The organism is Notoacmeibacter sp. MSK16QG-6 (assembly GCF_024158145.1).
In the GTDB taxonomy this organism is placed as follows: Bacteria; Pseudomonadota; Alphaproteobacteria; order Rhizobiales; family Rhizobiaceae; genus Notoacmeibacter.
This window is the reverse complement of the sequence record NZ_JAMYXM010000005.1, coordinates 17,867-42,550: the sequence shown is the minus strand read 5'-3', so window position 1 is coordinate 42,550 and position 24,684 is coordinate 17,867. Positions and strand designations below refer to the sequence as shown.

At 59.9% G+C, this 24,684-nt stretch carries 23 protein-coding genes and 1 pseudogene; 9 read left to right on the top strand and 15 right to left on the bottom strand.

Features of this window, described 5'->3' with window-relative positions; all coding sequences use genetic code 11:
- Positions 1–110 precede the first annotated feature (110 nt).
- Entirely contained in the window at positions 111–1,067 is a 957-nt protein-coding gene (locus tag NIM86_RS13910; protein WP_253383025.1) for an FAD:protein FMN transferase, read from the top strand.
- Between the two features lie 163 nt (positions 1,068–1,230).
- On the opposite strand, the gene NIM86_RS13905 is transcribed toward NIM86_RS13910, so the two are convergent.
- The gene (locus NIM86_RS13905; RefSeq protein ID WP_253383023.1) at positions 1,231–1,932 is read right to left on the bottom strand and encodes a Crp/Fnr family transcriptional regulator; all 702 of its coding nucleotides are present in this window, start codon (positions 1,930–1,932) and stop codon (positions 1,231–1,233) included.
- A 136-nt stretch (positions 1,933–2,068) separates the two neighbouring features.
- On the opposite strand from NIM86_RS13905, the gene NIM86_RS13900 reads away from it, so the two are divergent.
- The 6 genes from NIM86_RS13900 (at position 2,069) to NIM86_RS13875 (ending at position 6,622) form a co-directional block, all read left to right on the top strand.
- Positions 2,069–2,242 (top strand): periplasmic nitrate reductase, NapE protein, encoded by a 174-nt coding sequence (locus NIM86_RS13900; RefSeq protein WP_253383022.1) that lies wholly within the window; start codon positions 2,069–2,071, stop codon positions 2,240–2,242.
- Positions 2,243–2,312: 70 nt separating this feature from the next.
- Positions 2,313–2,726, top strand: coding sequence for a ferredoxin-type protein NapF (locus NIM86_RS13895; protein WP_253383021.1), 414 nt, complete (start codon positions 2,313–2,315; stop codon positions 2,724–2,726).
- A complete protein-coding gene (locus NIM86_RS13890; protein WP_253383020.1) occupies positions 2,719–2,985 on the top strand; it encodes a chaperone NapD in 267 nt (88 codons plus the stop codon). The genes NIM86_RS13895 and NIM86_RS13890 overlap by 8 nt, the downstream gene beginning before the upstream one ends.
- Positions 2,982–5,474, top strand: coding sequence for a nitrate reductase catalytic subunit NapA (gene napA / locus NIM86_RS13885; RefSeq protein ID WP_253383019.1), 2,493 nt, complete (start codon positions 2,982–2,984; stop codon positions 5,472–5,474). The genes NIM86_RS13890 and napA overlap by 4 nt, the downstream gene beginning before the upstream one ends.
- Positions 5,474–5,929, top strand: coding sequence for a nitrate reductase cytochrome c-type subunit (locus NIM86_RS13880; protein WP_253383018.1), 456 nt, complete (start codon positions 5,474–5,476; stop codon positions 5,927–5,929). Before napA ends, NIM86_RS13880 begins: the two co-directional genes overlap by 1 nt.
- A gap of 6 nt (positions 5,930–5,935) precedes the next feature.
- Positions 5,936–6,622 carry a NapC/NirT family cytochrome c gene (locus NIM86_RS13875; protein ID WP_253383016.1) on the top strand — a complete coding sequence of 229 codons (687 nt, stop codon included), beginning with the start codon at positions 5,936–5,938 and terminating at the stop codon, positions 6,620–6,622.
- Between the two features lie 202 nt (positions 6,623–6,824).
- Here NIM86_RS13875 and NIM86_RS13870 read toward each other — a convergent pair whose 3' ends face one another.
- From NIM86_RS13870 to NIM86_RS13820, 11 genes and pseudogenes are all read right to left on the bottom strand, one after another.
- On the bottom strand, positions 6,825–7,292 hold the full coding sequence (locus NIM86_RS13870) for a CoxG family protein (protein ID WP_253383015.1): 468 nt from the start codon (positions 7,290–7,292) through the stop codon (positions 6,825–6,827).
- A 149-nt stretch (positions 7,293–7,441) separates the two neighbouring features.
- Positions 7,442–8,275 (bottom strand): XdhC family protein, encoded by an 834-nt coding sequence (locus NIM86_RS13865; RefSeq protein WP_253383013.1) that lies wholly within the window; start codon positions 8,273–8,275, stop codon positions 7,442–7,444.
- A gap of 11 nt (positions 8,276–8,286) precedes the next feature.
- Positions 8,287–9,471 carry a VWA domain-containing protein gene (locus NIM86_RS13860; RefSeq protein ID WP_253383012.1) on the bottom strand — a complete coding sequence of 395 codons (1,185 nt, stop codon included), beginning with the start codon at positions 9,469–9,471 and terminating at the stop codon, positions 8,287–8,289.
- The gene (locus NIM86_RS13855; RefSeq protein WP_253383011.1) at positions 9,471–10,346 is read right to left on the bottom strand and encodes a MoxR family ATPase; all 876 of its coding nucleotides are present in this window, start codon (positions 10,344–10,346) and stop codon (positions 9,471–9,473) included. Before NIM86_RS13855 ends, NIM86_RS13860 begins: the two co-directional genes overlap by 1 nt.
- A gap of 57 nt (positions 10,347–10,403) precedes the next feature.
- Complete coding sequence (locus NIM86_RS13850; RefSeq protein ID WP_253383010.1) at positions 10,404–12,824, bottom strand: aerobic carbon-monoxide dehydrogenase large subunit; 2,421 nt, start codon at positions 12,822–12,824, stop codon at positions 10,404–10,406.
- Entirely contained in the window at positions 12,821–13,312 is a 492-nt protein-coding gene (locus tag NIM86_RS13845) for a (2Fe-2S)-binding protein (RefSeq protein ID WP_253383009.1), read from the bottom strand. Before NIM86_RS13845 ends, NIM86_RS13850 begins: the two co-directional genes overlap by 4 nt.
- A 27-nt stretch (positions 13,313–13,339) precedes the next feature.
- Entirely contained in the window at positions 13,340–14,194 is an 855-nt protein-coding gene (locus tag NIM86_RS13840) for a xanthine dehydrogenase family protein subunit M (RefSeq protein WP_253383008.1), read from the bottom strand.
- Between the two features lie 189 nt (positions 14,195–14,383).
- A complete protein-coding gene (locus NIM86_RS13835; protein WP_253383007.1) occupies positions 14,384–15,544 on the bottom strand; it encodes an MHYT domain-containing protein in 1,161 nt (386 codons plus the stop codon).
- 286 nt (positions 15,545–15,830) lie between these two features.
- Positions 15,831–16,211 (bottom strand): annotated as a pseudogene (locus NIM86_RS13830) (integrase core domain-containing protein); the annotation flags it as partial.
- 63 nt (positions 16,212–16,274) lie between these two features.
- Positions 16,275–18,707 (bottom strand): methyl-accepting chemotaxis protein, encoded by a 2,433-nt coding sequence (locus tag NIM86_RS13825; RefSeq protein WP_253383005.1) that lies wholly within the window; start codon positions 18,705–18,707, stop codon positions 16,275–16,277.
- A gap of 645 nt (positions 18,708–19,352) precedes the next feature.
- Positions 19,353–19,772 carry a hypothetical protein gene (locus NIM86_RS13820; protein WP_253383003.1) on the bottom strand — a complete coding sequence of 140 codons (420 nt, stop codon included), beginning with the start codon at positions 19,770–19,772 and terminating at the stop codon, positions 19,353–19,355.
- A 964-nt stretch (positions 19,773–20,736) separates the two neighbouring features.
- Here NIM86_RS13820 and NIM86_RS13815 point away from each other — a divergent pair.
- Positions 20,737–21,411: an HAD family hydrolase gene (locus tag NIM86_RS13815; protein WP_253383001.1), complete on the top strand. Its 675-nt coding sequence runs from the start codon at positions 20,737–20,739 to the stop codon at positions 21,409–21,411.
- Positions 21,412–22,059: 648 nt separating this feature from the next.
- On the opposite strand, the gene NIM86_RS13810 is transcribed toward NIM86_RS13815, so the two are convergent.
- Together NIM86_RS13810 and NIM86_RS13805 are read right to left on the bottom strand one after the other, a co-directional pair.
- Positions 22,060–22,380 (bottom strand): hypothetical protein, encoded by a 321-nt coding sequence (locus tag NIM86_RS13810; protein ID WP_253382998.1) that lies wholly within the window; start codon positions 22,378–22,380, stop codon positions 22,060–22,062.
- 128 nt (positions 22,381–22,508) lie between these two features.
- Complete coding sequence (locus tag NIM86_RS13805; protein WP_253382996.1) at positions 22,509–22,841, bottom strand: hypothetical protein; 333 nt, start codon at positions 22,839–22,841, stop codon at positions 22,509–22,511.
- Positions 22,842–23,143: 302 nt separating this feature from the next.
- On the opposite strand from NIM86_RS13805, the gene NIM86_RS13800 reads away from it, so the two are divergent.
- Positions 23,144–23,842 carry an autoinducer binding domain-containing protein gene (locus tag NIM86_RS13800; protein WP_253382994.1) on the top strand — a complete coding sequence of 233 codons (699 nt, stop codon included), beginning with the start codon at positions 23,144–23,146 and terminating at the stop codon, positions 23,840–23,842.
- Between the two features lie 30 nt (positions 23,843–23,872).
- Here NIM86_RS13800 and NIM86_RS13795 read toward each other — a convergent pair whose 3' ends face one another.
- Positions 23,873–24,487 carry an acyl-homoserine-lactone synthase gene (locus tag NIM86_RS13795; protein WP_253382992.1) on the bottom strand — a complete coding sequence of 205 codons (615 nt, stop codon included), beginning with the start codon at positions 24,485–24,487 and terminating at the stop codon, positions 23,873–23,875.
- Positions 24,488–24,684: the final 197 nt, after the last annotated feature.

Below are 24,684 nucleotides of genomic sequence, written 5' to 3'. Positions count from 1 at the left end.
CCGACCGGACAAACAACGCCCGCATGCTCGTTCTGGTCGATACGCCCTGTACTAGTGACCGATAGGCAAGAGACAAACGGCGCCATAAATTCCGGTTGGGAGGAGAAACCATGAGGCTGAACCGCCGCCGTTTCATTCAGATTGCCGCAGGCTCATCGGCGGGGTTGCTCGTTCCGGGTTTCGCCTCTGGCGATGAGCATGTCCGCTGGTCGGGATACGCCATGGGAGCATCCGCTTCCCTCACCGTTGCGGGCCGCTCCCGGAAAGAGGCGGAAGCGTTGATCGCCGCCGCTCGCGCCGAGATCGAACGAATGGAGCAGCTTTTCAGCCTCTACAGACCTGACAGCGCGCTTGCCACGCTCAACCGCGATGGGCGCCTGCGAAGCCCAGCGGCAGATATGCTCAGGCTCCTCTCTACGGTAGATCATATCCACGACGCCACGAACGGCCTGTTCGACCCGACGGTTCAGCCGGTCTGGTCGCTTCTGGCCAAGACCGGCGGGCGGCCTGACCGCGCGGCGCTCGATGTAGCGCTTGCAAAGGTCGGCTGGCGGTCGGTGCGGGTCGACCATGACGAGATCCGTCTGACGCGCGCCGGAATGGCCCTGACACTGAACGGTATCGCCCAGGGTTACGCGACCGATCGCGTTGCCGCCCTGCTCAAGGATGCCGGGCTTGCAAACGTTCTCGTTTCGATTGGCGAGATCGCGGCGATAGGGGAACGGTCGCCGGGAGAACCATGGCGTGTCGGTATTGAAGGCTCGGATGAAGGAGAAACAGACGAAACCCTATCGCTCAGCGATATGTCGGTCGCGACCTCGGCCCCGCAAGGCACGGTGCTGGACGAGAGAGGGATGGTCGGTCACATTCTCGATCCGAAACGCGGTCCAGTCGCGGCGCGCTGGCAGCGGATCAGCGTGATACACGCATCCGCCGCCATTGCCGACGGTCTTTCGACCGGACTAGCGCTCATGCCAGCCGATGCCGTCGCCGAAACTCTCACGAAAACCGGTGGACGCATGATCGCTGTGAGCAGGGACGGCGCGCGCATCGCTTTGGGCGCCTAGCAGGCCTCGGAACATGTGCCGGAGCGCACGGTTTCGGCACGCTTCTGCCAGATCACCAGACATCGCGCTCAAGCACGAATGAAGCTGGACCGGCGCACTCCGCAACATATGGGATGATTATCTCATCAGCATCAGGCGTGTGACAGCAGGCTTGACTACAGCCTCACGCCGATCGTGATTCAATCTTGTTTCCAGCGAGCCGGGTACGGCATAACCCCTGGACACCCGATGCAACGACAGACAACCTTCGCGGACCATGGCGCTTGATCGCGCCTTCATTGGCCAATTGCGAGATCGCTCGGCTTACCGATTCCGCACTTATGTTGAGATAATGCGCAATATCGGTGCGCGACATGTTCAACGAAACAGTTTGCGATTCCGTTCGCTCAGCGACATCTGCGAGAAACCGCATCACACGTTGTTTAACCGTGCCGCCACGCGCCTGGACAAGCCTCCGTTGATCCTCGGTCGCCTGCTTGCAAAGCCCCGCTGTGATCGCGCGAAGCATGTCTCCGTCACGTTCACGCATCTGACCAATCTGCTTCAGATCGAGAGCGCACAATGTCGTCGGTCCAAGCGCGGTGACGACGGCGGGAGAATCAAGAACGTTCCCGACGAGCGGCTCGCCTGGATATAGAAAGCCGGCCAAGCCCGGTTCGCCCGACCTGTCGGGAATCTCAATCTTCAACGCGCCATCCCTTACCATAAGAAAGACGGCTGAAGCATCGTGCGGCGGCACAGACCGGCCCCGCTCGTATCGATAGGAGCAGGCATAGCCGTTAGGAGCGCCTATCTCGCCATGAAAGGCCAGTCCCAGCCGGCGCAGCGGGCAACCTTTGCAGAGCGGACGGTCTATCAGTGTCATCGTATTCAATGGCGCAAGAGTGCAGGCTCCGTTCTGTCAGTAGCCGCAAATCTCTTCGCTGAAACTGACATAGGTCAAAACGGCCAGCAGGCTCTGTGCAATCGTGGGGACGGCAGAAAGAAACGCGGAGAGCAAGATGGCATCCGACTATGAAGCTGTAACCTCCCAGCCCCAGTCCAAGCGTTTCGAGACAGTTGCCTTCATATTTCTCACACTCGTGCTGTTTCCGGTTCTGGCCATCGTTTTTGTCGGCGGTTTCGGGTTTATCGTCTGGATGCAACAGCTTGTCTTCGGTCCGCCCGGTGTCTGAGATGGGAGCCCTGCCCGCCTCAAACCTGCCCCGGCACGCGCTGTTTGGGCCTGGCCGCCCAAACGAAATCATGCCGTGGACCGATCCGGAGCGAATCTTCGAACGCTGCACCGGATGTGGCGCCTGTTCCAAAGCGTGCCCCGAAGGCATTGTGGCGACCGGGCGCGGCGGCCACCCCTTCATTGTCTTCACCTCGGCCTGCACATTCTGCGGCGCCTGCGCGCGATCGTGTGACGAAGATGTCTTCGACCTGCAGCGCAACTCTCCGGTGAACGCTCGCGCGCACATCGACGACAGCTGTTTCGAGCCGAGGGGCATCAACTGCCGCGCCTGCGAGGACGCCTGCCCCGAACTGGCGCTTCGTGCGCGGCCGCAACGCGGCGGCACCACCCGCATCGAGGTGAATGCCGAAGCCTGCACCGGTTGCGGCGCCTGCGTTTCGGCCTGCCCTGCCCAGGCGGTGGAGGTCATCGCCCATGCGTGAAGAACATCATCTGTCGAGCCTCGTGATCCATGCTCGCCCTGAAACCCTTGACCAGGTTGTGCGGCGGCTGGAGCAGGAAGGCTGCGAGGTTCACGCCCGAATCGAGCTCGGCAAGCTGGTCGTAACCCTTGAGGCAGACGGCCAGCGCACCCTCAACGATGCCCTCACCCGTATTCAACTTTTACCCGGCGTGATCGCCGCCACACTGGTTTTCCATCACGTCGAGGAAAACGCTCTTGAGGAGGAGATGTCCGCATGACACTGAGCCGTAGAGAGGTTCTGAAAGCGCAGGCGATCGTCGCCGCAAGCGCAGCCGCGGGCATTACCGCGCCGGCTGCGGCGCAAAGCATCATCACCGAGCGCGAGAAAACCGAACTGACGTGGTCGAAAGCCCCCTGCCGCTTCTGTGGAACCGGCTGCTCGGTCATGGTCGCGACGAAGGACGATCGGGTCGTGGCGACCCACGGCGATGCCGAGGCGGAGGTGAACAAGGGCCTGAACTGCGTGAAGGGCTACTTCCTCTCCAAGATCATGTACGGCGCCGACCGCCTGACCAAGCCGCTTCTGAGAAAACGCGACGGCGTCTTCCACAAGGAGGGCGAGTTCGAGGAGGTAAGCTGGGACGAGGCCTTCGATGTGATGGCCGAGAAGTTCAAGACAACGCTGCGCGAGAAGGGTCCGAAAGCCGTTGGCATGTTCGGCTCCGGCCAGTGGACGGTCTGGGAAGGCTATGCGGCGTCCAAGCTCTACAAGGCCGGCTTCCGCTCCAACAATATTGATCCCAACGCGCGTCACTGCATGGCGAGCGCCGTCGCCGGCTTCATCCGCACCTTCGGCATCGACGAACCGATGGGCTGTTATGACGATTTCGAGCACGCGGACGCTTTCGTCCTGTGGGGTTCGAACATGGCCGAGATGCACCCGATCCTCTGGACCCGGCTGACCGACCGGCGTCTGTCGGCTCCTCACGTGAAGGTGGCGGTCCTCTCCACCTACCGCAATCGCTGCTACGATCTGGCCGATCTGGAACTGACCTTCACCCCGCAGACGGATTTGGCGATCCTTAATGCCATCCAGCGGCACATCATCAAGTCCGGCAAGGTCAACACAGACTTCGTCGACAAGCACACGACCTTCAAGCGTGGCAATCCGAATATCGGCTACGGCCTTCGCCCCGAGCACCCATTGGAGCAGTCCGCCGCCAACGCCGCGAAGGCCGGCGGTGCCGAGGACATGACCTTCGAGGAATACGAAGTTTTTCTGGAGGACTACACTTTCGAATATGCCAGTGAGCTTTCCGGCGTGCCGGTCTCGCGGCTGGAGGAACTGGCGGAAATCTACGCCGATCCCAAGATCAAGGTGATGTCGCTCTGGACCATGGGCGTGAACCAGCACACCCGCGGGGTCTGGGTGAACAACATGATCTATAATGCTCACCTCTTGACCGGAAAAATTTCCGAGCCCGGCAATTCACCCTTCTCGCTGACCGGCCAGCCTTCTGCCTGCGGCACGGCGCGCGAGGTCGGCACTTTCGCACACCGTCTGCCGGCGGATCTTGTCGTCGCCAATCCAGAGCACCGCAAGACCGCCGAGGGCATATGGAAGCTGCCCGAAGGCACGGTGCCGGACTGGGTCGGCGCGCATGCCGTCCTGCAGAACCGCAAGCTGAAGGACGGCGAGATCAATGCCTACTGGATTCAGGTCAACAACAACCTGCAGGCGGCGCCGAACATGCTGCAGGAGACCTATCCCGGCTATCGCAATCCCGAGAACTTCATCGTCGTCTCAGACGCCTATCCGACGGTGACGGCACAGGCCGCCGATCTTGTCCTGCCCACCGCGATGTGGGTAGAGAAGGAAGGCGCTTACGGCAATGCCGAGCGAAGAACCCAGTTCTGGCACGAATTGGTGCCGGCGCCGGGTGAGGCAAAATCGGACCTCTGGCAACTGATGGAGTTCTCCAAGCGCTTCACCACTGACGAGGTCTGGCCGGAGGAGATCCTCGCCGCCGCACCCGATTACCGCGGCAAGACGCTTTTCGATGTGCTATTCGCCAACGGCCAGGTGGACGCTTTTCCCATTTCGGAAACGAAGGATCACCCGAACCATGAGTCCGGCCATTTCGGCTTTTATGCCCAAAAGGGCCTGTTTGAGGAATATGCACGCTTCGGCCGCGGCCATGGCCACGATCTGGCGCCCTTCGATGCTTATCACGAGGCACGTGGCCTACGATGGCCGGTGGTTGACGGCAAAGAGACCAAATGGCGTTATCGCGAGGGTCATGACCCCTATGTGACCCCCGGCGCGGGCATCGAATTCTACGGCAAGCCGGACGGCAAGGCCTTCATCTTCGCCCTGCCATACGAGCCGCCCGCCGAAAGCCCGAACGACGAGTTCCCGTTCTGGCTGGTGACCGGCCGCGTCTTGGAACATTGGCACTCCGGCTCGATGACGGACCGCGTGCCGGAACTGCATAAGGCCTACCCCAATGCGGTGGTCTACATGCATCCCGAGGACGCGGCAGAGCTGGGCCTGCATCGCGGCAGCGCGATCAAGATCAGTTCGCGCCGTGGCGACATGCTGAGCCGGGTCGAAACGCGTGGACGCAACAGGGTGCCTCGCGGACTCATCTTCATCCCCTGGTTCGATGCCAACCAGCTCGTCAACAAGCTGACGCTCGACGCTACCGACCCGATTTCGAAGCAGACCGACTTCAAGAAGTGCGCCTGCAAGGTGGAGGCTGCCTGATGAGAAATTTGAGTTTCAAACTGCTGATCGTCGTCTTCCTCGCCGCCACGGGTCTCGCCGCTGCGCAGACCGCCAACATCTCGACCCTGCGACAGACCGATCCCACAGTCGACGATCTGCCGCCGCCGATGCGACCCGTCGAGGATACCAACGTCCGCGAGCCACGAAACTATCCGGAGCAACCGCCGCTGATTCCCCACGATATCGAAGGCTATGAACTCAGCGCCAACTTCAACAAATGCCTGAGCTGTCATGCCCGCGCTGCCACCGGCCGCAGCCAGGCGCCGATGGTTTCGGTCACGCATTATATCGACCGGCACGGACAGGTGCTCGCGTCGGTCTCGCCGCGCCGCTATTTCTGCAATCAGTGCCACATCCCGCAACGACCGGACGAGCCGCTGGTCACGAATACGTTCATCGACATCGACACGCTGCTGTCAATGCCGAAGGAGTGATCTGGGATGTGGGGACTGATCAAGCGACTATGGGCCGCGATGCTGAAGCCCAGCGTACACTATTCACTGGGCTTCCTGACGCTTGGCGGGTTCATTTGCGGCATCCTCTTCTGGGGCGGGTTCAACACCGCCTTGGAACTCACCAATACCGAGGCGTTCTGCACCGGCTGCCACGAGATGCGCACCAACGTTTATGCCGACCTGCAGCAAACCGTGCACTTCACCAATGCCTCGGGCGTCCGCGCCAAATGCTCCGACTGCCATGTTCCCCATGAGTGGACCGACAAGATCGCCCGAAAAATTGCAGCCTCCAAGGAAGTCTGGGGCAAGATCTTCGGCACCATCGACACTCGAGAAAAATTCGAGGAACACCGGCTGGAAATGGCGCAGCGCGAATGGGCGCGGTTCGAGGCCAATGACAGCCTGGAATGCCGCAATTGCCATTCCTTCACAGCGATGGATTTTTCACAGCAAAGTCCGCGCGCGGCGGATGCTCATGAACGCATCCTCGGCGCCGGCGAAGCGACATGCATTGAATGCCACAAAGGCATCGCTCACACCCTGCCGCGCATGACATCTAAACAGAGTAAGGCGCTGGACCTGCCTGCTGATGATGTGAAGGAGAGTGAAATCACGTTGCTGCGTGCTTATCTGGCCGAGCAGAGAGTCTTCAGCATCAAATCTCATTTCTAGAGTCTTCTTAAGCAGCACCCTTGTCGGCTGGCCAGACCCGGCCAACGGTCGAAACAGAGACATCGAAGCCGCCCTGCTTCAAAAGCGGTGCGATCTTGGCCTTGCCCCACATCGGAGCCCTCCCTGCCCGTTTGAAATTGGATGCGTGTGCGAAGCCTTGTGGCAACCGAGAGACTGTCCTGGCAGCACAAGCCGATGGCATTCACGCCGAACTATCGACGGAAACGCTCTCCCTCTCGACCTCGTCCTTGAACCTCTTGAAGAACTGACCTGCCAGGCGGTTCGCGGTGGAATTGATCAGTCTGCTGCCGAGCTGGGCGATCTTGCCGCCGATATCCGCCGTGGCCGTATAGCGGAGGACCGTCGCGTCGCCGTCCTCCTCGAGATCGACATCCGCTCCGCCCTTGGCGAACCCTGCGACCCCGCCGCTGCCCTCGCCGGCCAGTGAATAGCGTTCCGGGGCATTGGTTTTGTCGAGGGTGACGTTCCCGCCAAATCTCGCCTTCACCGGCCCGATTTTCAGGACAACCTTGGCTTCGAGCTCAGTGTCGGAATGTTGAGTCAGCTCTTCGCAGCCGGGAATGCACTCCTTCAGTATCGCCGGATCGTTCAACGCCTCGTAAACACGCGAACGAGGCGCTTCGATCCGTATTTCGTCATTCATCTCCATGGGACTTCCTTTCTATCCGCAACAGGATCGGCCATGCAGCATGGCCTCAACTATCAGCTTCCTCTTTTCATCTTCGGATTGTTCATCGACGCCAGGAGGCGACGCAAAAATGTTTGCGAAAAATGCCCGCAAACGACGAAGCCTCTTCCTCATGATGCTGCCTCCGCGGTTTTGCGCTGGCGGCGTCGGCGCACCTGCACGATTTCTGTTAGGATCGACAACGCGATTTCATCCGGGGTAATGGCGCCGATATCGAGACCGGCAGGCGCCTTGAGTGCAGCCAAGCGCTCCTTATCGACATCCTTGTCGCGCAGTTTGGCGCCGATCGAGGCTGCCTTGGCCTTGCTGCCGACGAAAGCCAAGTGGGCGGCCGGCACGGAAAGAGCTGCGCTGAGCGCTGCCTCGTCGCCGCGTCCCTGGGTTGAGACGACGACATAACGCTCGCGTGGCTCCGCAGTGTCGATCATGAAGCCGTCGACACGCGCATCGGCCGCTGCGAAGGCATCCTGCTCGTCGACTGGGGCGCAAACGGTGACATGGAACCCGAAGCGCGGCGCGATGTTCGCAAGCGCCACAGCAACGGGGCTCGATCCGAGGATGACCACATCCGGCGCCGGCAGAACTGGCTCGACGAAAACGTCCATCGTGCCCTTGGAGGGGCACATGTTGCGGGCGAAGCGCACGCCTTCCTTTTCTGTACCGGCGGCGACGCCGTGTTCGGCGAGAGCCTCCTCGGGCTGTACGGAGATAAAACGCGACTGGCCGTCGGCGATGGCTTCCTTCGCAGCCTTCAGAACGGCCCCGCGCGCGCAGCCGCCGCCGATCCAACCCTCGACGATCGTTCCGTCAGCCCTGATGATCGCCTTTGCGCCGGCTTTCGCGGCTGTCGCGGCCACCGTTCGCACAACCGTCGCCAGAACGAAGGCTTCGCCGGTGCCGCGCAGGTCGGCCGCGTGTTTGATTATGTCGGACTGCTGTCTCATGACGACCTCCATCAGATCGTTTCGAGCCAAGGCTCGAGTGCGGCCAGATCGGCGAGCGTGTTCGCTGCGGCGAAAAGGTCGAGATATGGCAGCGCCGCGGCCATGCCGGACGCCACAGGTTGATAGTCTTTCCAGCCCTTGAGCGGGTTGAGCCAGACGATGCGCGCCCCGCGCCGCTTCAGACGCGCCAGTTCCGCCGCCAGCATCTCCGGGCGATCGGTGTCGTATCCATCCGACAGGATGATCACGACCGAACGTCCGTTGACCGACTGGGCTGCATATTGTGCATTGAACAGCTTAAGATTGGCCGCGATCTTCGTGCCGCCACCGAAGCCCTGCGCCATGATCGACAGGCGGTTGACCGCCCGCATCGTATCGCCGTCGCGCATCGCATCCGAGATTCGCACCAGTTGGGTATTAAACAGATAGGCGTCGGTCGTCTGGTCGGCGGAAACCAGTCCCTTCAGGAAGGCCAGGAAAACACGGGCATAGACAGCCATTGACCCCGACACGTCGAGGAGCGCCACGATACGAACCCGGCGGAGCGGCCGGACCTTGAAGAACAGGTCGATCGGCTCGCCGCCCCGGCTGATGCTCCGGCGCAGGATGCGGCGCATATCGAGGAGGTCTCCACGCACCGCCATCCTGCGCCGACGCGACCGGCGGTCGCGGATGCTTGCAGCAATGCGCCGCGCGACCCGCTCGGCCGTTTCCAGATCCTCGGGCGTCATCAGCTTGCGCAGGTCGGTTTTTTCAATCGTGGCGATCCTGGAGGCGACGAGGCGTCCGGTACCGGAACGGCTCGCATTATTCGATGGGTCCTCGTCCGGCGTATCGGCCTCGCCTTCCGCGTTGCTGGTTCCAGGCGCCATGCGGTAATTGCTGCCGCTCTGTGCGCGCATATTGTGCGCCGGATGCGCGACAGAGGCGCCATCGCGCTTGCGGCCCCGGTTCAGCCAATAGGCGTCGAACAAATCATCGAATCGCTGTTCCTGCTCGGCATCGCCGACGCAGATCGTTCTCAGTGCGGAACGAACCTCGCTGATCCGCCCCGCATCGACAACGCCGAGCGCGGCAATGGCGGTCTCGGCCTCTCCGAGACCGGCCGGAATACTGTTCATTCTCAGATGCGCCATGAAGCCGGCCAGCCGCTCAGCGGGACCGGCGGCGCGTTCGGGAAAGCGCGTCACTGCCATCACGCCGCCTTCCCGGCCAGGCGCTGCTGCACCTCCTTTGGCACCGCAGCGCGGTCGCGCTCGGTTTTCAGAAGGCACACAAGCGTTGCCTGGGTCTGTTCGGGATTGTCGGCGAGATCGTTGACGCCGAGACCGGCGAGCGCGGCCGCCCAGTCCAGCACTTCGGCGATGCCCGGATTTTTCTCCAATTCCTCCTTGCGCAGCGCCTGCACGAAACCGACGATCTGTTCGGCAAGCCGGTCTTCGAGATCGGGGCGGCGCCTGGCGAGGATTGCCAACTCCGTCTTGCGGTCGGGATAGTCGACATAGCTGTAAAGGCAGCGGCGGCGCAGCGCGTCGGACAGGTCGCGCGCCCCATTGGCCGTCAGGATAACATGCGGGCGCGTCTTCGCCTCGATGGTGCCGATTTCGGGAATGGTGATCTGGAAGTCCGACAGGATCTCCAGGAGGTAGGCCTCGAACTCCTCGTCCGCCCGGTCGATCTCATCGATCAGCAGCACGGCCGGCCTTTCCTGGCGGATTGCCTCCAGCAGCGGCCGCTTCAGAAGGAACTTTTCGGAAAAGATGTGATCCTCGATCTCGTCGGACCGCCGGTGCTCTTCGGCGGCCGCCCGGATCGACAGCAATTGGCGCTGGTAGTTCCACTCATAGATGGCGTGAGAGGCGTCGAGCCCCTCGTAGCATTGCAGACGGATCAGGCGCGTATCGTGAAACTCCGCCAGCGTCTTGGCGATCTGCGTTTTGCCGACACCCGCCGGCCCTTCGAGCAAAAGCGGCTTGCCCAGCGTCACCGCCAGGTAAAGCGCCATTGCCAAATCGTCGGAAGCGACGTAGCCGGTATCGGCCAAGTCGCCCTGCAGTTTTTGCCAGGCCATTTTCAAAGCTCCGAAGACATCCGGTTTATTCCGGATGCCGCTGGTTCAGGCCCGCGCTCAGCCGTGCAGGCCGAAATCGTGGGCAATCTTCCAGATACGCCAGTGATCGTGCGGCATGTGCGACTGGACCAGACCGAATGGCCGGAACGCGTCATGCACGGCGTTGGAAAATGCCGGCACGCCACCGACATTCGGGCTCTCGCCCACGCCCTTGGCGCCGATCGGATGATGCGGGCTGGGCGTCACGGTAAAGTCGGTGGTGTAGTGGGGCGTCTCCCAGGACGTCGGCACGAAGAAATCCATCAATGTGCCGGTCTTGACGTTGCCCATGTCGTCATAGGCGATCTCCTGGCCCATGGTAATCGCAAGAGCCTCCGTCAGGCCCCCATGGACCTGGCCTTCGATGATCATCGGGTTGATGCGCGTGCCGCAATCGTCGAGTGCATAGAACTGGCGGATCTTGTGCTCGCCCGTATCGACGTCGATCTCCATCACGCAGATGTAAGCACCAAAGGGGTAGGTCATGTTCGGCGGATCGTAATAGCTGACCGCCTCCAGACCGGGTTCCACACCCGGGATCGGCTGGTTGTAGGAGGCAAAGGCCACTTCTTTCATCGTCTTGAAGCGCTCGGGCGCGCCCTTGACCACGAACCGGTCGACATCCCATTCGACATCGTCATCGTGGACTTCGAGAAGGTAGGCGGCGATCATCTGCGCCTTGGCGCGGATCTTGCGGCCGGCCATGGCGGTGGCCGCGCCGGCGACAGGCGTGGAGCGCGAGCCATAGGTCCCAAGGCCGTAGGGAGCGGTGTCGGTATCGCCTTCCTCGACGGTGATGTCGTCGGCCGGAATGCCGATTTCGGAGGCGAGGATCTGGGCGAAGGTCGTTGCATGACCCTGGCCCTGGCTGATCGTACCGAGCCGCGCGATCGCAGATCCGGTGGGGTGAATGCGGATTTCGCATGAGTCGAACATGCCGAGCCCGAGGATGTCACAATTCTTCACCGGACCCGCGCCGACGATCTCTGTGAAGTGCGTGAGACCAATCCCGATCAGCTTCCGGGTCTTGCCGGCCTTGAAGTCCTCGATCCGCTGTGCCTGTTCCTTGCGCAGGCCTTCGTAATCGACGGCCTTCAGCGCCTTGTCCCATGCGGTGTGGTAATCGCCGGAATCGTATTCCCAGCCGAGCGCAGAGTTGTACGGGAACTGATCCTTCTTGATGAAATTCTTGGCTCGTAGTTCGGCCGCATCCATGTCGAGCTTGATGGCGAGGACCTCGATCATCCGCTCGATGAAGTAGGCCGCCTCGGTCACCCGGAATGAACAGCGATAGGCAACGCCGCCGGGCGCCTTGTTGGTGTAGACGCCATCGACGGCGAGATAGGCGACCGGGATATCATAGGAACCGGTGCAGATGTTGAAGAAGCCGGCCGGAAACTTGGTCGGGTCGGCGCAGGCGTCGAAGGCGCCGTGATCGGCAGTGACATGACACCACAGGCCGGTGATCTTTCCATCCTTGGTCGCGGCGATTTTGCCCTTCATCCAGTAGTCGCGGGCAAAGGCGGTCGACATCAGGTTTTCCATCCTGTCCTCGATCCACTTGACCGGCACGCCGGTGACGATCGAGGCGACGATGGCGCAGATATAACCGGAATAGACACCGACCTTATTGCCGAAGCCGCCGCCGATATCGGGCGAGATGACGCGGATATTGTGCTCGGCGATGCCGGAAATGAGTGAGGCGACCGTGCGGACCGCGTGCGGCGCCTGGAAGGTGCCGTGCAGGGTCAGCTTGCCGTTCACCTTGTCCATGGAGGCAACGCAGCCGCAGGTCTCCAGAGGACACGGATGCGTGCGATGGTAGTAGACCATCTCTTCGGCGACGACCTCGGCCGAACCGAGCACGGATTCCGTGGACGCCTTGTCACCCTGTTCCCAGGTAAAAATGTGGTTGTGATGGCGGCGCGGCCCGTGTGCACCCTCCATCTTGCCCTCGAGGTCCTCGCGCAGCACCGGCGCGTCTTCGGCCTCGGCCTTAAAAGGATCGGTGACAACGGGAAGCTCCTCGTAGTCGACTTCGACCAGTTCCACCGCGTCGGCGGCGATGTAGCGATCCTCGGCGACGACGAAGGCGACCTCCTGGCCCTGGAACAGCACCTTGCCATCGGCAAGCACCATCTGCTTGTCGCCGGCGAGCGTCGGCATCCAGTGCAGGTTGAGCGGGGCCAAATCCTCTGCCGTCAGCACCGCGACAACGCCGGGGAGTTCTTTCGCCTTGTCGGCATTGATCGACTTGACGCGTGCGTGCGCATAGGGCGAGCGGACGAAATCGCCGAACAGCATGCCCGGCAGTTTCAGGTCATCCACATAGTTGCCCTTGCCCTGGGTGAAGCGGGCGTCCTCGACGCGCTTGCGGGCAGAGCCAAGACCTTTGAGGGCGGCGGCGCGTTCTGCCTTCGGGGGTGACATCTCGTTCATTGTGCTGCCTCCTTTGCGGCGTTCATCTCGGCCGCGGCGGCGAGGATTGCCTTGACGATGTTCTGGTAGCCGGTGCAACGGCACAGATTGCCGGCCATGCCGAAGCGGACCTCCTCTTCGCTCGGGTCAGGGTTTTCCTGGAGGAGACGATGCGCCCGGGTGATCATGCCCGGCGTGCAGAAGCCGCATTGCAGGCCGTGATGCTCCTTGAACATTTGCTGCAGGACATGCAGACCGTCGGGACCGCCGAGGCCCTCGATCGTCGTGACCTCGGCACCGTTCGCCTGCGCTGCGAACACAGTGCAGGATTTGACCGACTTGCCGTCCAGATCGACCGTGCAGGCGCCGCAATGCGTTGTCTCGCAACCGATATGCGGGCCGGTGAGCCCGAGTTCCTCGCGCAATACGTGGATCAGCAACTGGCGCGGCTCGGCGAGCAGTTCGTGCTGTTTGCCGTTGACCGTCAGCTTGATGTGCGTCTTGCTCATGAATATCTCCTCCCGGTCCTGGCCGGTTCAGGCGCGCGACACCGCGCGCTCGATCGCCCGGCGCAGGATTACGCCAGCCACATGTTGCTTGAATTCCACCGGCCCGCGATTGTCCTCCTGCGGATCGATGGCTGCCTTCATGGCGGTTACGGCTGCTTCGATGTCGGGGTTGCCCGTCGCGGTTCCAAGAAGTGCCTCCGCGGCCTCCTGGCAATATACCGGCGTATCGGACAGATTGGTCATGGCGATCGAAGCCGCGCTGACCTTGCCAGCATTCTTCTCGATCAGAACGGCAGCCGCGGCGGTCGCATAGTCGCCGATCTTGCGCTTCTGCTTTTCGTAGGCGTAGCCGCCCTTCGGCGTGGCGAAGCGGATCGATACGAGCAACTCGTCGTCTTCGCGCGCAGTGAAATATGCCGCCTCGTAAAAGTCGCGTGCCGCAACCTCACGGGTGCCATTGGGACCGGCCAGTACAAAGGTTGCGTCGAGACACTGCATCAGGCCGGGCATGTCGTTGCCGGGATCGCCATTGGCGACATTGCCACCGATGGTGCCGACATAACGCACCTGCGGGTCGGCGATTTGCAGCGATGCCTCGCGGATGATCGGCGCCGCTTTGGCAAGCGCCTCGGACGCGATCAGCTCGTGCTGCGTCGTCATGGCGCCGACGGTGATCATGCCGCCATCGACCGAAATGCCCTTGAGATCGCCGATGGCCTGCAGGTCGACGAGGTGGCCGACCTCCGCCATGCGCAGCTTCATCATCGGAATCAGGCTGTGACCGCCGGCGATCGCGCGCGCCTCGTCGCCGTGCTGGGCGAGCAGTTTGACCGCATCGCTGACGGATTCCGGGCGATAATATTCGAAATTTCCAGGTATCATGCCTTCCTCCCGCATGTCGGACACACCGGTTTGGCCGGATTGAGTTGCATGTCCGCACGATCGGAAGAATATGGGCCGGACCGAAGCTGGCGACCGCTAATCCATGGCGGGCGAGGCCGATTTCACGAAACGCGATCTGGCTGCACGAACCGCGAAAGCTTGTTGACTGGCTCCAAAACCGGGTGCAGATCAGAGCCCGAGGGCTTCGCGCACGCCTGCGACGTTGCCACGACTGACGGGCGCGAGTTTTAGCGACTGGACGCCGTCGAAATGGCAGGAACCGCTGTCCTTGTGGCGCTCGAAACCTGTCACCTGGCTGATGTTGACGAGATAGCTCCGGTGCGTGCGCAGGAAGAGCGCATCCGGCAATCGTTTTTCCGCTTGTGAGATCGACCACGGGCAGAACAGCTCTTCATCATGCGTGTAGACCACCGTGTAGTGTCCTTCCGCACGTAGGGCGATCGCCTGATCCGCCGGGATGAAGGACGTGCGCTTGTCGCGCTCATACGGAATGCGCGGTGCGCCGCCGCTCGGCACGAACGCCTCGCTCAGAGCCTTTTCGGCTAGCGATGGGTCGATTTCCGGTCGCGCATCCCCTGACATCTCGATGGTCCCGTCAGCGATTGCCGCTTCTTCGAAATCGGCAAACACGTAGTTGGTCGACGCGAGAAGGAAGGTGCCGCAGATCACAAATGCGGAAAACATCACCAGAAGCGCCAGCGTGCCGTTCTCGATTAGCGGGTTTATGTCGGTCACGACTGAGCCAGAGATCCGAAAGCTGGTCCAGAAAATCGCCAGGAAATGCACGACGACGACCGAAGAGCCGAAGATCATCGTGCCCGCCAGAATATGGGCCGTATCGCGTTTCGCATAGGCGACGCCGACAGCGGTAACGCCCATGATCGACGCCCCACCGACGGCGAACGCTATGCCCGTCGGTTCGTAAAGCGGCAGGCAACCGCGGATCGCCGACATGCCGACATAGTGCATGACGACGATGCCGTTGCCGAGTACGACGCCGGCGGTGATCAGGCCTAACCATGTCCTTGGCGCAAAATGCATGATCAGGAGCGCGATGCCCGCCATCAGGATGGCGATCAGCGCGGATCCCAGCGTGTAGAATGCATCATAGTCTATCGGCAGCGGAAAGCGCATCGCCAGGATGGCGACGAAATGCATCGACCAGATGCCGCCGCCAAGCGCCAGCGACGCCATGACGATCTGTATCTTGCGTCGACCTCTCGGCAGTGCTGAAATACCCTTGGTCAGCGTCAGGCCAGTAAATGACGCCATCAGCGACACGAGGATAGATGCTGCCACCAGAAGGTAGTCATAGGTCGGCGTAATCATATCGGCGTGATCGAATTCCTCCCTTTCGATGCACTACAAATATCGCTCAAATCAGAGCTTCTGTCACGCTTGGCGCCGCCTCAACGACATCCGGCCCAAGAACCGCGCTCGATCCAAAGCATATTTCGAACGGGGTGGCCGAAGACGGCCGCAGGTCGCAATAGGCATATTGAAACAATATAACCTGCTCCCCTGACTGTACCCATTCATAGGCTAGCCCTGTTCACTTTGTGAGGTGCTACCCCTCTTTGGACCGCCCCGAACCGGAACTTCCAGGGGTGATGGCTCATGCAGCGGAAGCCGACGATGAGCCTTTCATGAGCGATATCGGCGGCTTGTTGCCGATGGCGCTGTGCGGGCGGACATTGTTGTAGTCCCTACGCCATTCCTCCATTTTCAAACGGGCGTCGTCAAGCGTCAGGAACCAGTGCGCATTGAGGCATTCCGTCCTGAACTTGCCGTTGAAAGACTCAATGAACGCGTTATCCGTGGGCTTTCCCGGCCGCGAGAAGTCGAGTGTGACGTCATCGGCGTAGGCCTACAGATGAAGGTCACGGGAGATGAACTCCGAGCCCTGGTCGACCCGGATCGTCTTGGGATAGCCGACCAACCGGCATGTCCGTTCCAGCGTTGCGACGACATCTTCTCCCCGATGGCTGAACCTCGGCGACCGCTCTTCTCTCCTAACGACACCGGAAGATGGCGGTCGCCGCCCAAAAGTTTGAAACGATCAGAACTCGGCCCATTCCTCCTGATCCACTGCAATGGCGGCCGATCCCTTGGAGGAGAACGCACTGGTCAGCGTATTGACCAGCTTGCGCGCCGGTGACGGGGGCGCCGCCTCCTCATTGGCGGGCGTAATCGCGCGGGGCGATGGCTTGGCCTGCTGCCTCGGCGCGGCCACCGGGGCCGCTGCGACGCCCGTCAGGCTGAACTCGCCGACGACGCCCGTCAGGCGCTCCGCATCGGCGGCGAGACTATGCGACACGGCCGTGGTCTCTTCCACCATGGCGGCATTCTGCTGTGTGACCTCGTCGATCTGACTGATGGCGCTGTTGATTTCCTGGGCACCTGTCAGCTGTTCGCTGCTCGCCGTGGCGATAGCCGTGATGCGTGTGTTGATCTCGGTGACGTGGCCGGCAATCTTGCCGAGGGCATCGCGAGCCGCCCGCACCAGTTCGCCGCCATTGGCCACGCGCTCGCCGGATTTGCTGATCAGATCCTGAATCTCCTTGGCCGCGACCGTTGTGCGCTGCGCCAGTTCGCGAACTTCCTGCGCGACGACGGCAAAGCCCTGCCCCGCCTCTCCGGCGCGCGCAGCTTCGACCCCGGCATTCAGCGCCAGCAGGTTGGTCTGGAAGGCGATGTCCTCGATCACATCGGTGATGGAAGCGATCTCCTTGCTTGCGCTTTCGATATCCTCCATCGCCGTGGCGGCGCGCTGGACGACATCGGCGGATTCGTCGGCGTCGGACTTGGCCAGATTGGCAATCGATGCCATCTCTGAAGCGCCTTGCGAGCTTTCCTTGATAGTTGCGGTGATCTCTTCCAGCGCAGCCGATGTCTCTTCCAGTGAGGCGGCCTGCTGCTCTGTGCGGCGAGACAGATCGCCAGTGGCCGAGCGGACCTCCTGGGCATTGGAATCGAGCGTTGACGAAATCTGCTGAATTTCACCGAGCGTCTCGTTCAGCTTCTCGACTGAGGAGTTGAAGTTGATGCGCAGCGCATCGAGGCTCTCCATGAACGGATCGTCCAGGCGGACCGTCAGATCGCCATGGGCAAGCGCCGTCAGCCCGCCGCCGAGGGCGTCGACCGCCTCCTGCATCCGGGCGCGTTCTTCGGCCTTGGCCGCATCGCGTTCGGCGCGCTCGCGTTCGCTCAGACTACGGTTCTCTTCGGCTTCCATTTCCAGTCGCGCCTTGTCGATTGCCGCATCGCGGAAGACGGCGACCGAGCGGGCCATGTCGCCGATTTCGTCCGCGCGCTCGTTCTCCAGTTCGATGTCGGTGTCGCCATCGGCCAACGTCTCCATCTGATCGACGAGTTTCTGGATCGGCTTTGACAGGCTGCGCGCGAAAAGCACGGCGGCAGCGATGCCGGCGATTAGAACGGCCAGAGCAATGAGTGCGATGAAATTTCGAAGAGAGGCGACGCCCTTCAGAATTTCAGCATCGTCCATCAGGGCGCCGACGGCCCAGTGCGCGCCGGAAAAGGGAACCTCGGCCAGCGCGATATCGGAGTGCATGTCGCGATAGCCATCGAATTCCGCCGTGATGAGATTGTCGGGCGTCAGTTCGGCGGCCTGAGGAATATTCAGCTTGACGGCCAGCGTCTCCACCGCATCGGTCTTCTGCGAATCCGTGATCATGACGCCGTTCTGGTTCAGCAGCACGGTTTCACCGGACTGGCCGAGGCCGGTCGTGTTATACATGATCGATGCGATCGCGCTGACAGGCATCTGATAGGCCAGAACGCCGATCTTGTTGCCCTTGTAATCGATCACGGGCGTCGCGATGAACGAGGCTGGCGCGCCGTTCGAGGGGGCGTAGGGCGCAAAATCGTCGAAGACGAATTCGTCGTTGGTCTCCAGTTCCATCGCGGCGCGATAGACCCGGCCGAGACCGCTATCGGCCCATTTGCCGTCGATCAGGTTCGTGGCGTAGTCCGTTTCCTTGAACACGGTGTAGACGAGATCGCCTTCGGTGTTGAAAAGGAAGATATCGTAATAGCCGCGATCGATCAGGTGCTCGCGGAAACCCGGATGGTATTTCTTGTGCAGTGAATCGTACTGATCGCCGCTATCGGCTGTGACGAGTTCGTCCTTCTTGCCGGTCTCGTTTGGGTTGGAATGAATATAGCGGTCCTGCAGTGTGGCGGTCGGATCGTCGCCCGTCCCGGCATAGCTGCCGGAAAAATACATTGTGGCGTTGATGGTGTCCCGGCTGGACGCCAGCCCTTCCAGATCGAGGCGGATACTATCCAGATAACTCTGCAGCTGATTGCGCCGGCCATCCGCTATCGCGCTCAACCGGTCGAAGGATTTTGCCTTCAGCGCCGATGAGGAGATCGTGATCGCCGCAATGCCTGTCGCCCCGACCGCAGCGATGATGAGAAGGGTCGCCGCGACAGCGATGCGCGGACCGAAGCGAAAGCGCGAGAGCATAATTCACCTGCTAAAAACGACGCCGTCATGGCGCGAACCCTGGCCGTCATGCCAATTTTCAGCTGCAAGAATTCGCCAGCAGGCTTAAATGATCGTTAATCAGATGCAGAAATTCCGATATTATTTTCGCGCCGCACCTCAGCCGCTACATGCTTTGTCGATATTTTTCGCTGAAATCCGGACGATACCGGATGCCGCACGGACAAAGATAGGTACGAACGAACTTTCGCAGGAAGGGATTTATGGCTGCACCAACGCATAACCAAACCATCAACCGCACAAACAAACGATCAGACGTGTGATCATACATTCAAACGATAGACGAAAAGACTCTTACAGTCTGACGAACGAATACAGGAATGAAGGTGACGCCATTATATATCCTGAGCTGGGGGTACTCACGTGAGAGGTCACATGACCCATTTTCTTGGCATCGAGGATCGAAAAATCGAAGGTCACATGATGTAGCGGGGCAGCTTGGCAAAGGTCACATGATCGGCGCTTGGCCTGCACGGAAAATCACGGGATCGTGGGACAGTCATATTCGAAAATCAGGTAAGGATCGTATTCAAACTATCTGCGGTAATGACTGACTGCCTCCATCCATCTAGCCGAACAATCGTCGATCTGGGCATCTCCTTCCTCCTAATGGACAGGCGTCTGATACTCCGTGGCGAGCGCCGCTAGAAAATCCTTGATCTTCTTGTCACCCTCCGCAACCGACCAGTTGATCTTGATGTCCGCCGTCTTGGGTCCCTCGATATTATCATCGTTGGAAGCGTCAGACGGAACGATCTGAACAAGAAAAGCCGCGTGAAGCTTCGTAAACCTGGGAGACGTATCGCCAATGCCGATGGAGCCCTCGATGGCGCGAAAGAGCTTGTCCTCTTCGAGCATCTTAGGGCCGCACCAGGCCGTAGCGATCCATGGATAGGCGTAAAGAGCGCAAGCCTGACGAAGGGTCGCGGCTTTGCCATGATCCGGCTTGAAGTCGCTGACCCGGTCGGCCTTACCGGAATAACGGTCGAAGTGAGCGATGTGAACAACGAGCTTTGCCGTCAGCACATTTCTTCTCTCGATAAGTGAAGGCACTTACTTTCTTGCGGGCGACATGCTCCCTGATGGCCCTCACTTGCTCCGGGGCCAAACCGAAGTCGGTGTCGAGCGTGTTGGAAACGTACTCGGCCATGACGATGAATTTGCTTGTCGGTGTTGCAGGACGATTTTGCAAAGTCTGGGATGATTGGCGATGAGAATTTTTGTAGCCGAAGTCGACTAGAGCCGAGAGGACTAGGTTGGAACGGTGTAAATATTTCAGTCTGAGCCGTCGTCGGGGAGAGAGGACCAAGGCGGAGGAACAGCTCTCCGGCTTACGCGGATGTCTGGGCACATGATGTGTCTGACCACGTCATCTCGGACACGAAATCAGGCCATTTCTGCGAATGTGAGACAGTCCTTATCTCGCTTGCGAGGCGATGTGTCACGACCCCGCCCGCCAAGGAAGGCGCGGCCTGAAAGAGTGGTGTGATTGTCTGAGGATCGGCGATCATCATTTCGGCCTCGCCGAAAACCTGCGCAAATGACGCCTCAGCTGAAACCGGATGCCGATCCTTCCGGACTTGGCGAAGCGAATACGAGCTTTCTGCCCCACGCCATCCTGCACGAAAAATCTGCTCAGATCGGCGCAAGCTGATTGGCCGGCGCTGTCCGAGCCTCGGAGAGATAATTGCTCCGTTGTCCGCCCTCGTTCGAAGATAAAAGGCCCGCCTCCCCTCGTCCTTTTCGTCTTCCATTCCTCACCATCATCACTCTTCTCACTTCTCACAATCTTCATTCGAAATTGGACTTCAAACTTCTCCCAACTCAACCAACCCCGACACCGACATCATGCCTAAGACCTTGGCTGAGCTTCGCGTTGACCCGCGTGCGGTCGGCCGCGTCGGCAGCCAGATCGCCGAGACTATCGTCTCCCAGCGCCGCAAGGTAAGTCGAGCCAAAATAAATCGATGATGTGTTCTGACGATAGCAGTTGATCTGGGCTCTCGACATCGATGGCACTCTGACCGCCCCCGGTGGCAATCTCGGCCCCAAGATCCTTTCCATCATGCGCGACATTCCCAACCACATTGTCCTCATCACCGCTCAGGCTGGCGACTATGTGAACAGGATTGGTGGCGGCAACTATCAAAACCTCGTCACGGAGAAGGGCATGTCCATGCGCATCTACGGCAAGGAAACCCGCCTTCCGGCTCCCGCTGAGGCAGCTGGCTTCCAGGCGGAGATGCAGCAGCTCCTCGGCACGCTGAGCTACCGCTTCGTGTTCAACAAAAAGACCGCTGGCTATGCGGTCGGTTTCGAGAACGATGTTCCGGCTGTTCAGAAGCAGCAGGTGGTTGATCTCATGGATCGTCAGGCTCGCAACGCCAAATTCATCGTCGAGCACACGGCCGGTTTTGTCGACATCACTCTGAAGAGCCTCAGCAAGGCGACCTCTCTTCGACAGGTTCTCAACACCGAGGAATATAAGGGCATGTACACCGTGGCTGCCGGCGACAGCGCCAATACCGATGGTCCGATGCTCGATGCCGCTGATCTCGGCATCATGGTCAAGAACGCCTACAAGCAGTACCGCGTCGTTCGGACCCCTGACGACATGGTCGATATTCTCGACTGGTTCCGCGATGTCTGCATCGCCGACGAGTAGGTCTCTCCGCCTCTTGACCCGGATGTATGGCGACAGGGTGCGAAGAACGAATGGTCTGTCTTTGTTTTGAATTCTGTTTTTGTTTGGCTCACGGCACGTAGCGTGGGCACCACACTCTTTTAGTTTAGTTCAGAGCTTTAGGCTCTCCATCAGATAGCAACCAATCGAATAGAAGTTGCTCAAACCCGTTCTTGTGCATGAGATGACGTGATCGTAATCGCCCTTGGCGCAAGTAGCCGCGCGCTACGCGCTTAATAAGCGCCAAGCGCAATAAATTCTCAAAAAATAAAACAGGATATGAGGGTGGCGGCGCGGAGGGGCCCCTCCGTGCGAGCTTGCGAGCTAAGGAGGGGAGGAGCGACGACACCCGAATATATCCTGCCACCGTTTTTCGTACCAATTTGTCACAACAGATTGTCGTTCGCCCCAGCAAGCAGCAATCAAGACATGTCAGACCGGCAGGGATATGAGCGACAAATACAAAGAAACCTCGACCGGCGGGCTCACCGTCAACAATGTCGCTACTGACGCCCGCCAATCGCCCACCATCGCGTCTTGCCAAGCAATTCGCTGCCGAGCTGAAGAAAGAGATCGTCAAGCTGATCCCGGAAGGCGAACCGTCAAAGCAATAAAATGCGGACCAGACGCCTAGAGTGGCTTGGCAGGCGGCTCTTCCGCCCGCTTTCCATCATCGATGAGCGTCAACTGCGCCTTCAATTCCTTGATCCGGTCTCCAACAAGTCGCGCAGCTTCAAATTTATCGGAAACAACGGATTTGGCTATAACCAGAATACCGAGGGAGACGACAACCGTGATGACCCCGCCTGTCGTCGAAACTTCGCCGACAACCGGAGACAGATCGCCGAAAATGCCAAGGAATGTCAGCACGACGCCGACAATGTTGCTCACCCCGCCGAGTAAGGAAAGTGCTTTTCCGGGACTGGGCCTGTCGCCCACCAATTCATTCACTGCGAGCCACCCGACCCAGTGACTACACTCTTCCTTCAGCTCGTCAAAACTTAAGCGCCAGGCGGGATTTAGCGTGATGTAATGAAAAAAGGCCTCCCGTTGAGCGATGGGATCGGGAGGCGGCAACGCTAGCCTCCCGAACGTTCGTCGATCTTGGCAATCGTGGCCTGCGCTTCTTCAAGCGACTCGCGAATAAGCCGATATTCGGATCTCAGCGCCGAAAGCGTGCGAGCTCTCTCCCAAGCGAGGACGATGGCGTAAAGCGCTGCAAACAAAATGAACGCGAGAAGGATCGCGCCAAAGCCGCTCTTCCCCCAAAAGAAGTCGCCGCGAAGCAGCGCGCTAACGACGATAGCTGTCCCGCCGACAAGAGACGTGCCGAGCGCAGACAGTTCGCGCCAGTCGAATGACACCAGCTTGCGACGTTTTAGCAGAGCTTCGTCCACGGCCTCGACAGCCATTTCACCTCTCCGTTTGCATCTCCGAATATAGTCGGCCTACGCCATGATGGGAATATCGTCGTCCGACCCCCATGCCGGCAGGGGCACCGCCCACAACTTTTGTCGCACTGGACGGGATTGAAACGATCTCGCTATCGCTTTGTTAATCTTTTAGACATGATGTAAAGCCAGCAGAAATCATACATTGTTTCGTCATTCCACTGTCACCGGAATAGAGTTGGGTGACGCGCAGATGCCATTTGGGAGCATCGGCGTGATATAATACAGTCGGGAAACAAGCCGCTGCTGGAGGGATACTGAAGTTGGCAAATGTCACGACCGAGGAATATGTCGAATCGCTGCAGACAATTGTCGAAAGCGTTCTATCGAAACTCGATTTCGACTATTATGCGGTGTGTTCCATCAATGCCAACGATTTTGGGTTGTGTAATTCCCTGCCAATTGCCCATACGACCAACTATCCGAATGAATGGCTAAATCACTATATATCAAATCAACTGCATAATTTCGATCCCGTCATGTATTTCGGGCGAATGGTCTCCTATCCGGTGTCCTGGGAAAAGCTCGAACTGGCCTCCGGTTTCAGCAAGGACCATCGCTCGGTTCTCAATTGCGCCAGAGATTTCGGATTGCGTTCCGGCATCTGCATGAGCATCCACAATCTCGATGGCAGTTTGATGATCGTCTCGCTGGCGTCATCCGGCGAGCGGACGCTGAACAATATGGTCATCAAGGAAGCGGCCAATTCCGTGCAGGCGCTCTCCACGCTCGGCCCCTCCCCCGCCGCCATCGAAAGCGGCTGCTTCGACCTCACGCAGCGCGAAGTCGAGTGCCTTAGCTGGTGCGCTCTCGGAAAGACCTCCAACGACATTTCGGCGATCCTCGAAATCAGCAGCAACACCGTCGATTTTCATCTGAAAAGCGCCATGCGAAAGCTCTCTGCCAGCAGCCGGACCTTCGCCATCGTCAAGGCCATGCGTAACGGCATCATACCGCTGTAAAGCGCCCTCAATACGAAGGCCGAGCGGCCATTACGCCGATCGCGCCGGCGTATCGAATTGCCGCATCTCCGGCAGCAGCAATCCGGGATCGGCAGCTCTGTCAGCTTTGATGGAAACCTTGCCGAGACAGGTCAGAACCCCGTCGATCTTGCGACTGTCGCCGATATATTCGACGCAATAGCCGTTCGGGCGGATCAGGCGCTCGAAGATGAATTTCGGCATCACCATCATATAGTGATCGATGCCGTGGTCCTGGCCGAAAGTGTAGATTTCGCGAAAAAGCACCCGAATGGCTTCCTGCCGCTGGGCATGGGTCAGGTGAGCGGAACACCCGAACCGGCTGGCCTCCCACACCTTCATGCTGTGCGGGCAACCGTCGTAAGGCCAGTCCGGCCATAGTTCCTCGATCATGTAACGGACGGTGGTCGGCAGAAGCCGCGACACGGCACAGACCCGGTCGTCGTCATCGATGGTCAGCACGTAATGGGCGGCGGGCGTGTCGAAACAGTCGAATTCCAGCTCATCCGTGCATGGCAGCTCCCAGCCGAGACGGTCGACGAATATCTCGCGGCGCAGGCGCAGATGATCCAGCCAGTATCCGTGATTGCGCCCCAGATTGTAGGCGTCAATGATGAGCGTTCGCATTTCGGGGTCCTCTTCTGCATGGGCATTTGCAGATCGAATTGAGCTGTCGCGGCGCGTTCCCTTGGGTAAGACGCGTATGTGACCGACCCTCAACATTCGCCCCCATCATCAGCAACTGCCGAAATTGGTTATTGACCGCGCCTTGGGAGACACTCCCCGACAAAAATCGCCTAGAGAAAAGAATTTCTTATTTTCAA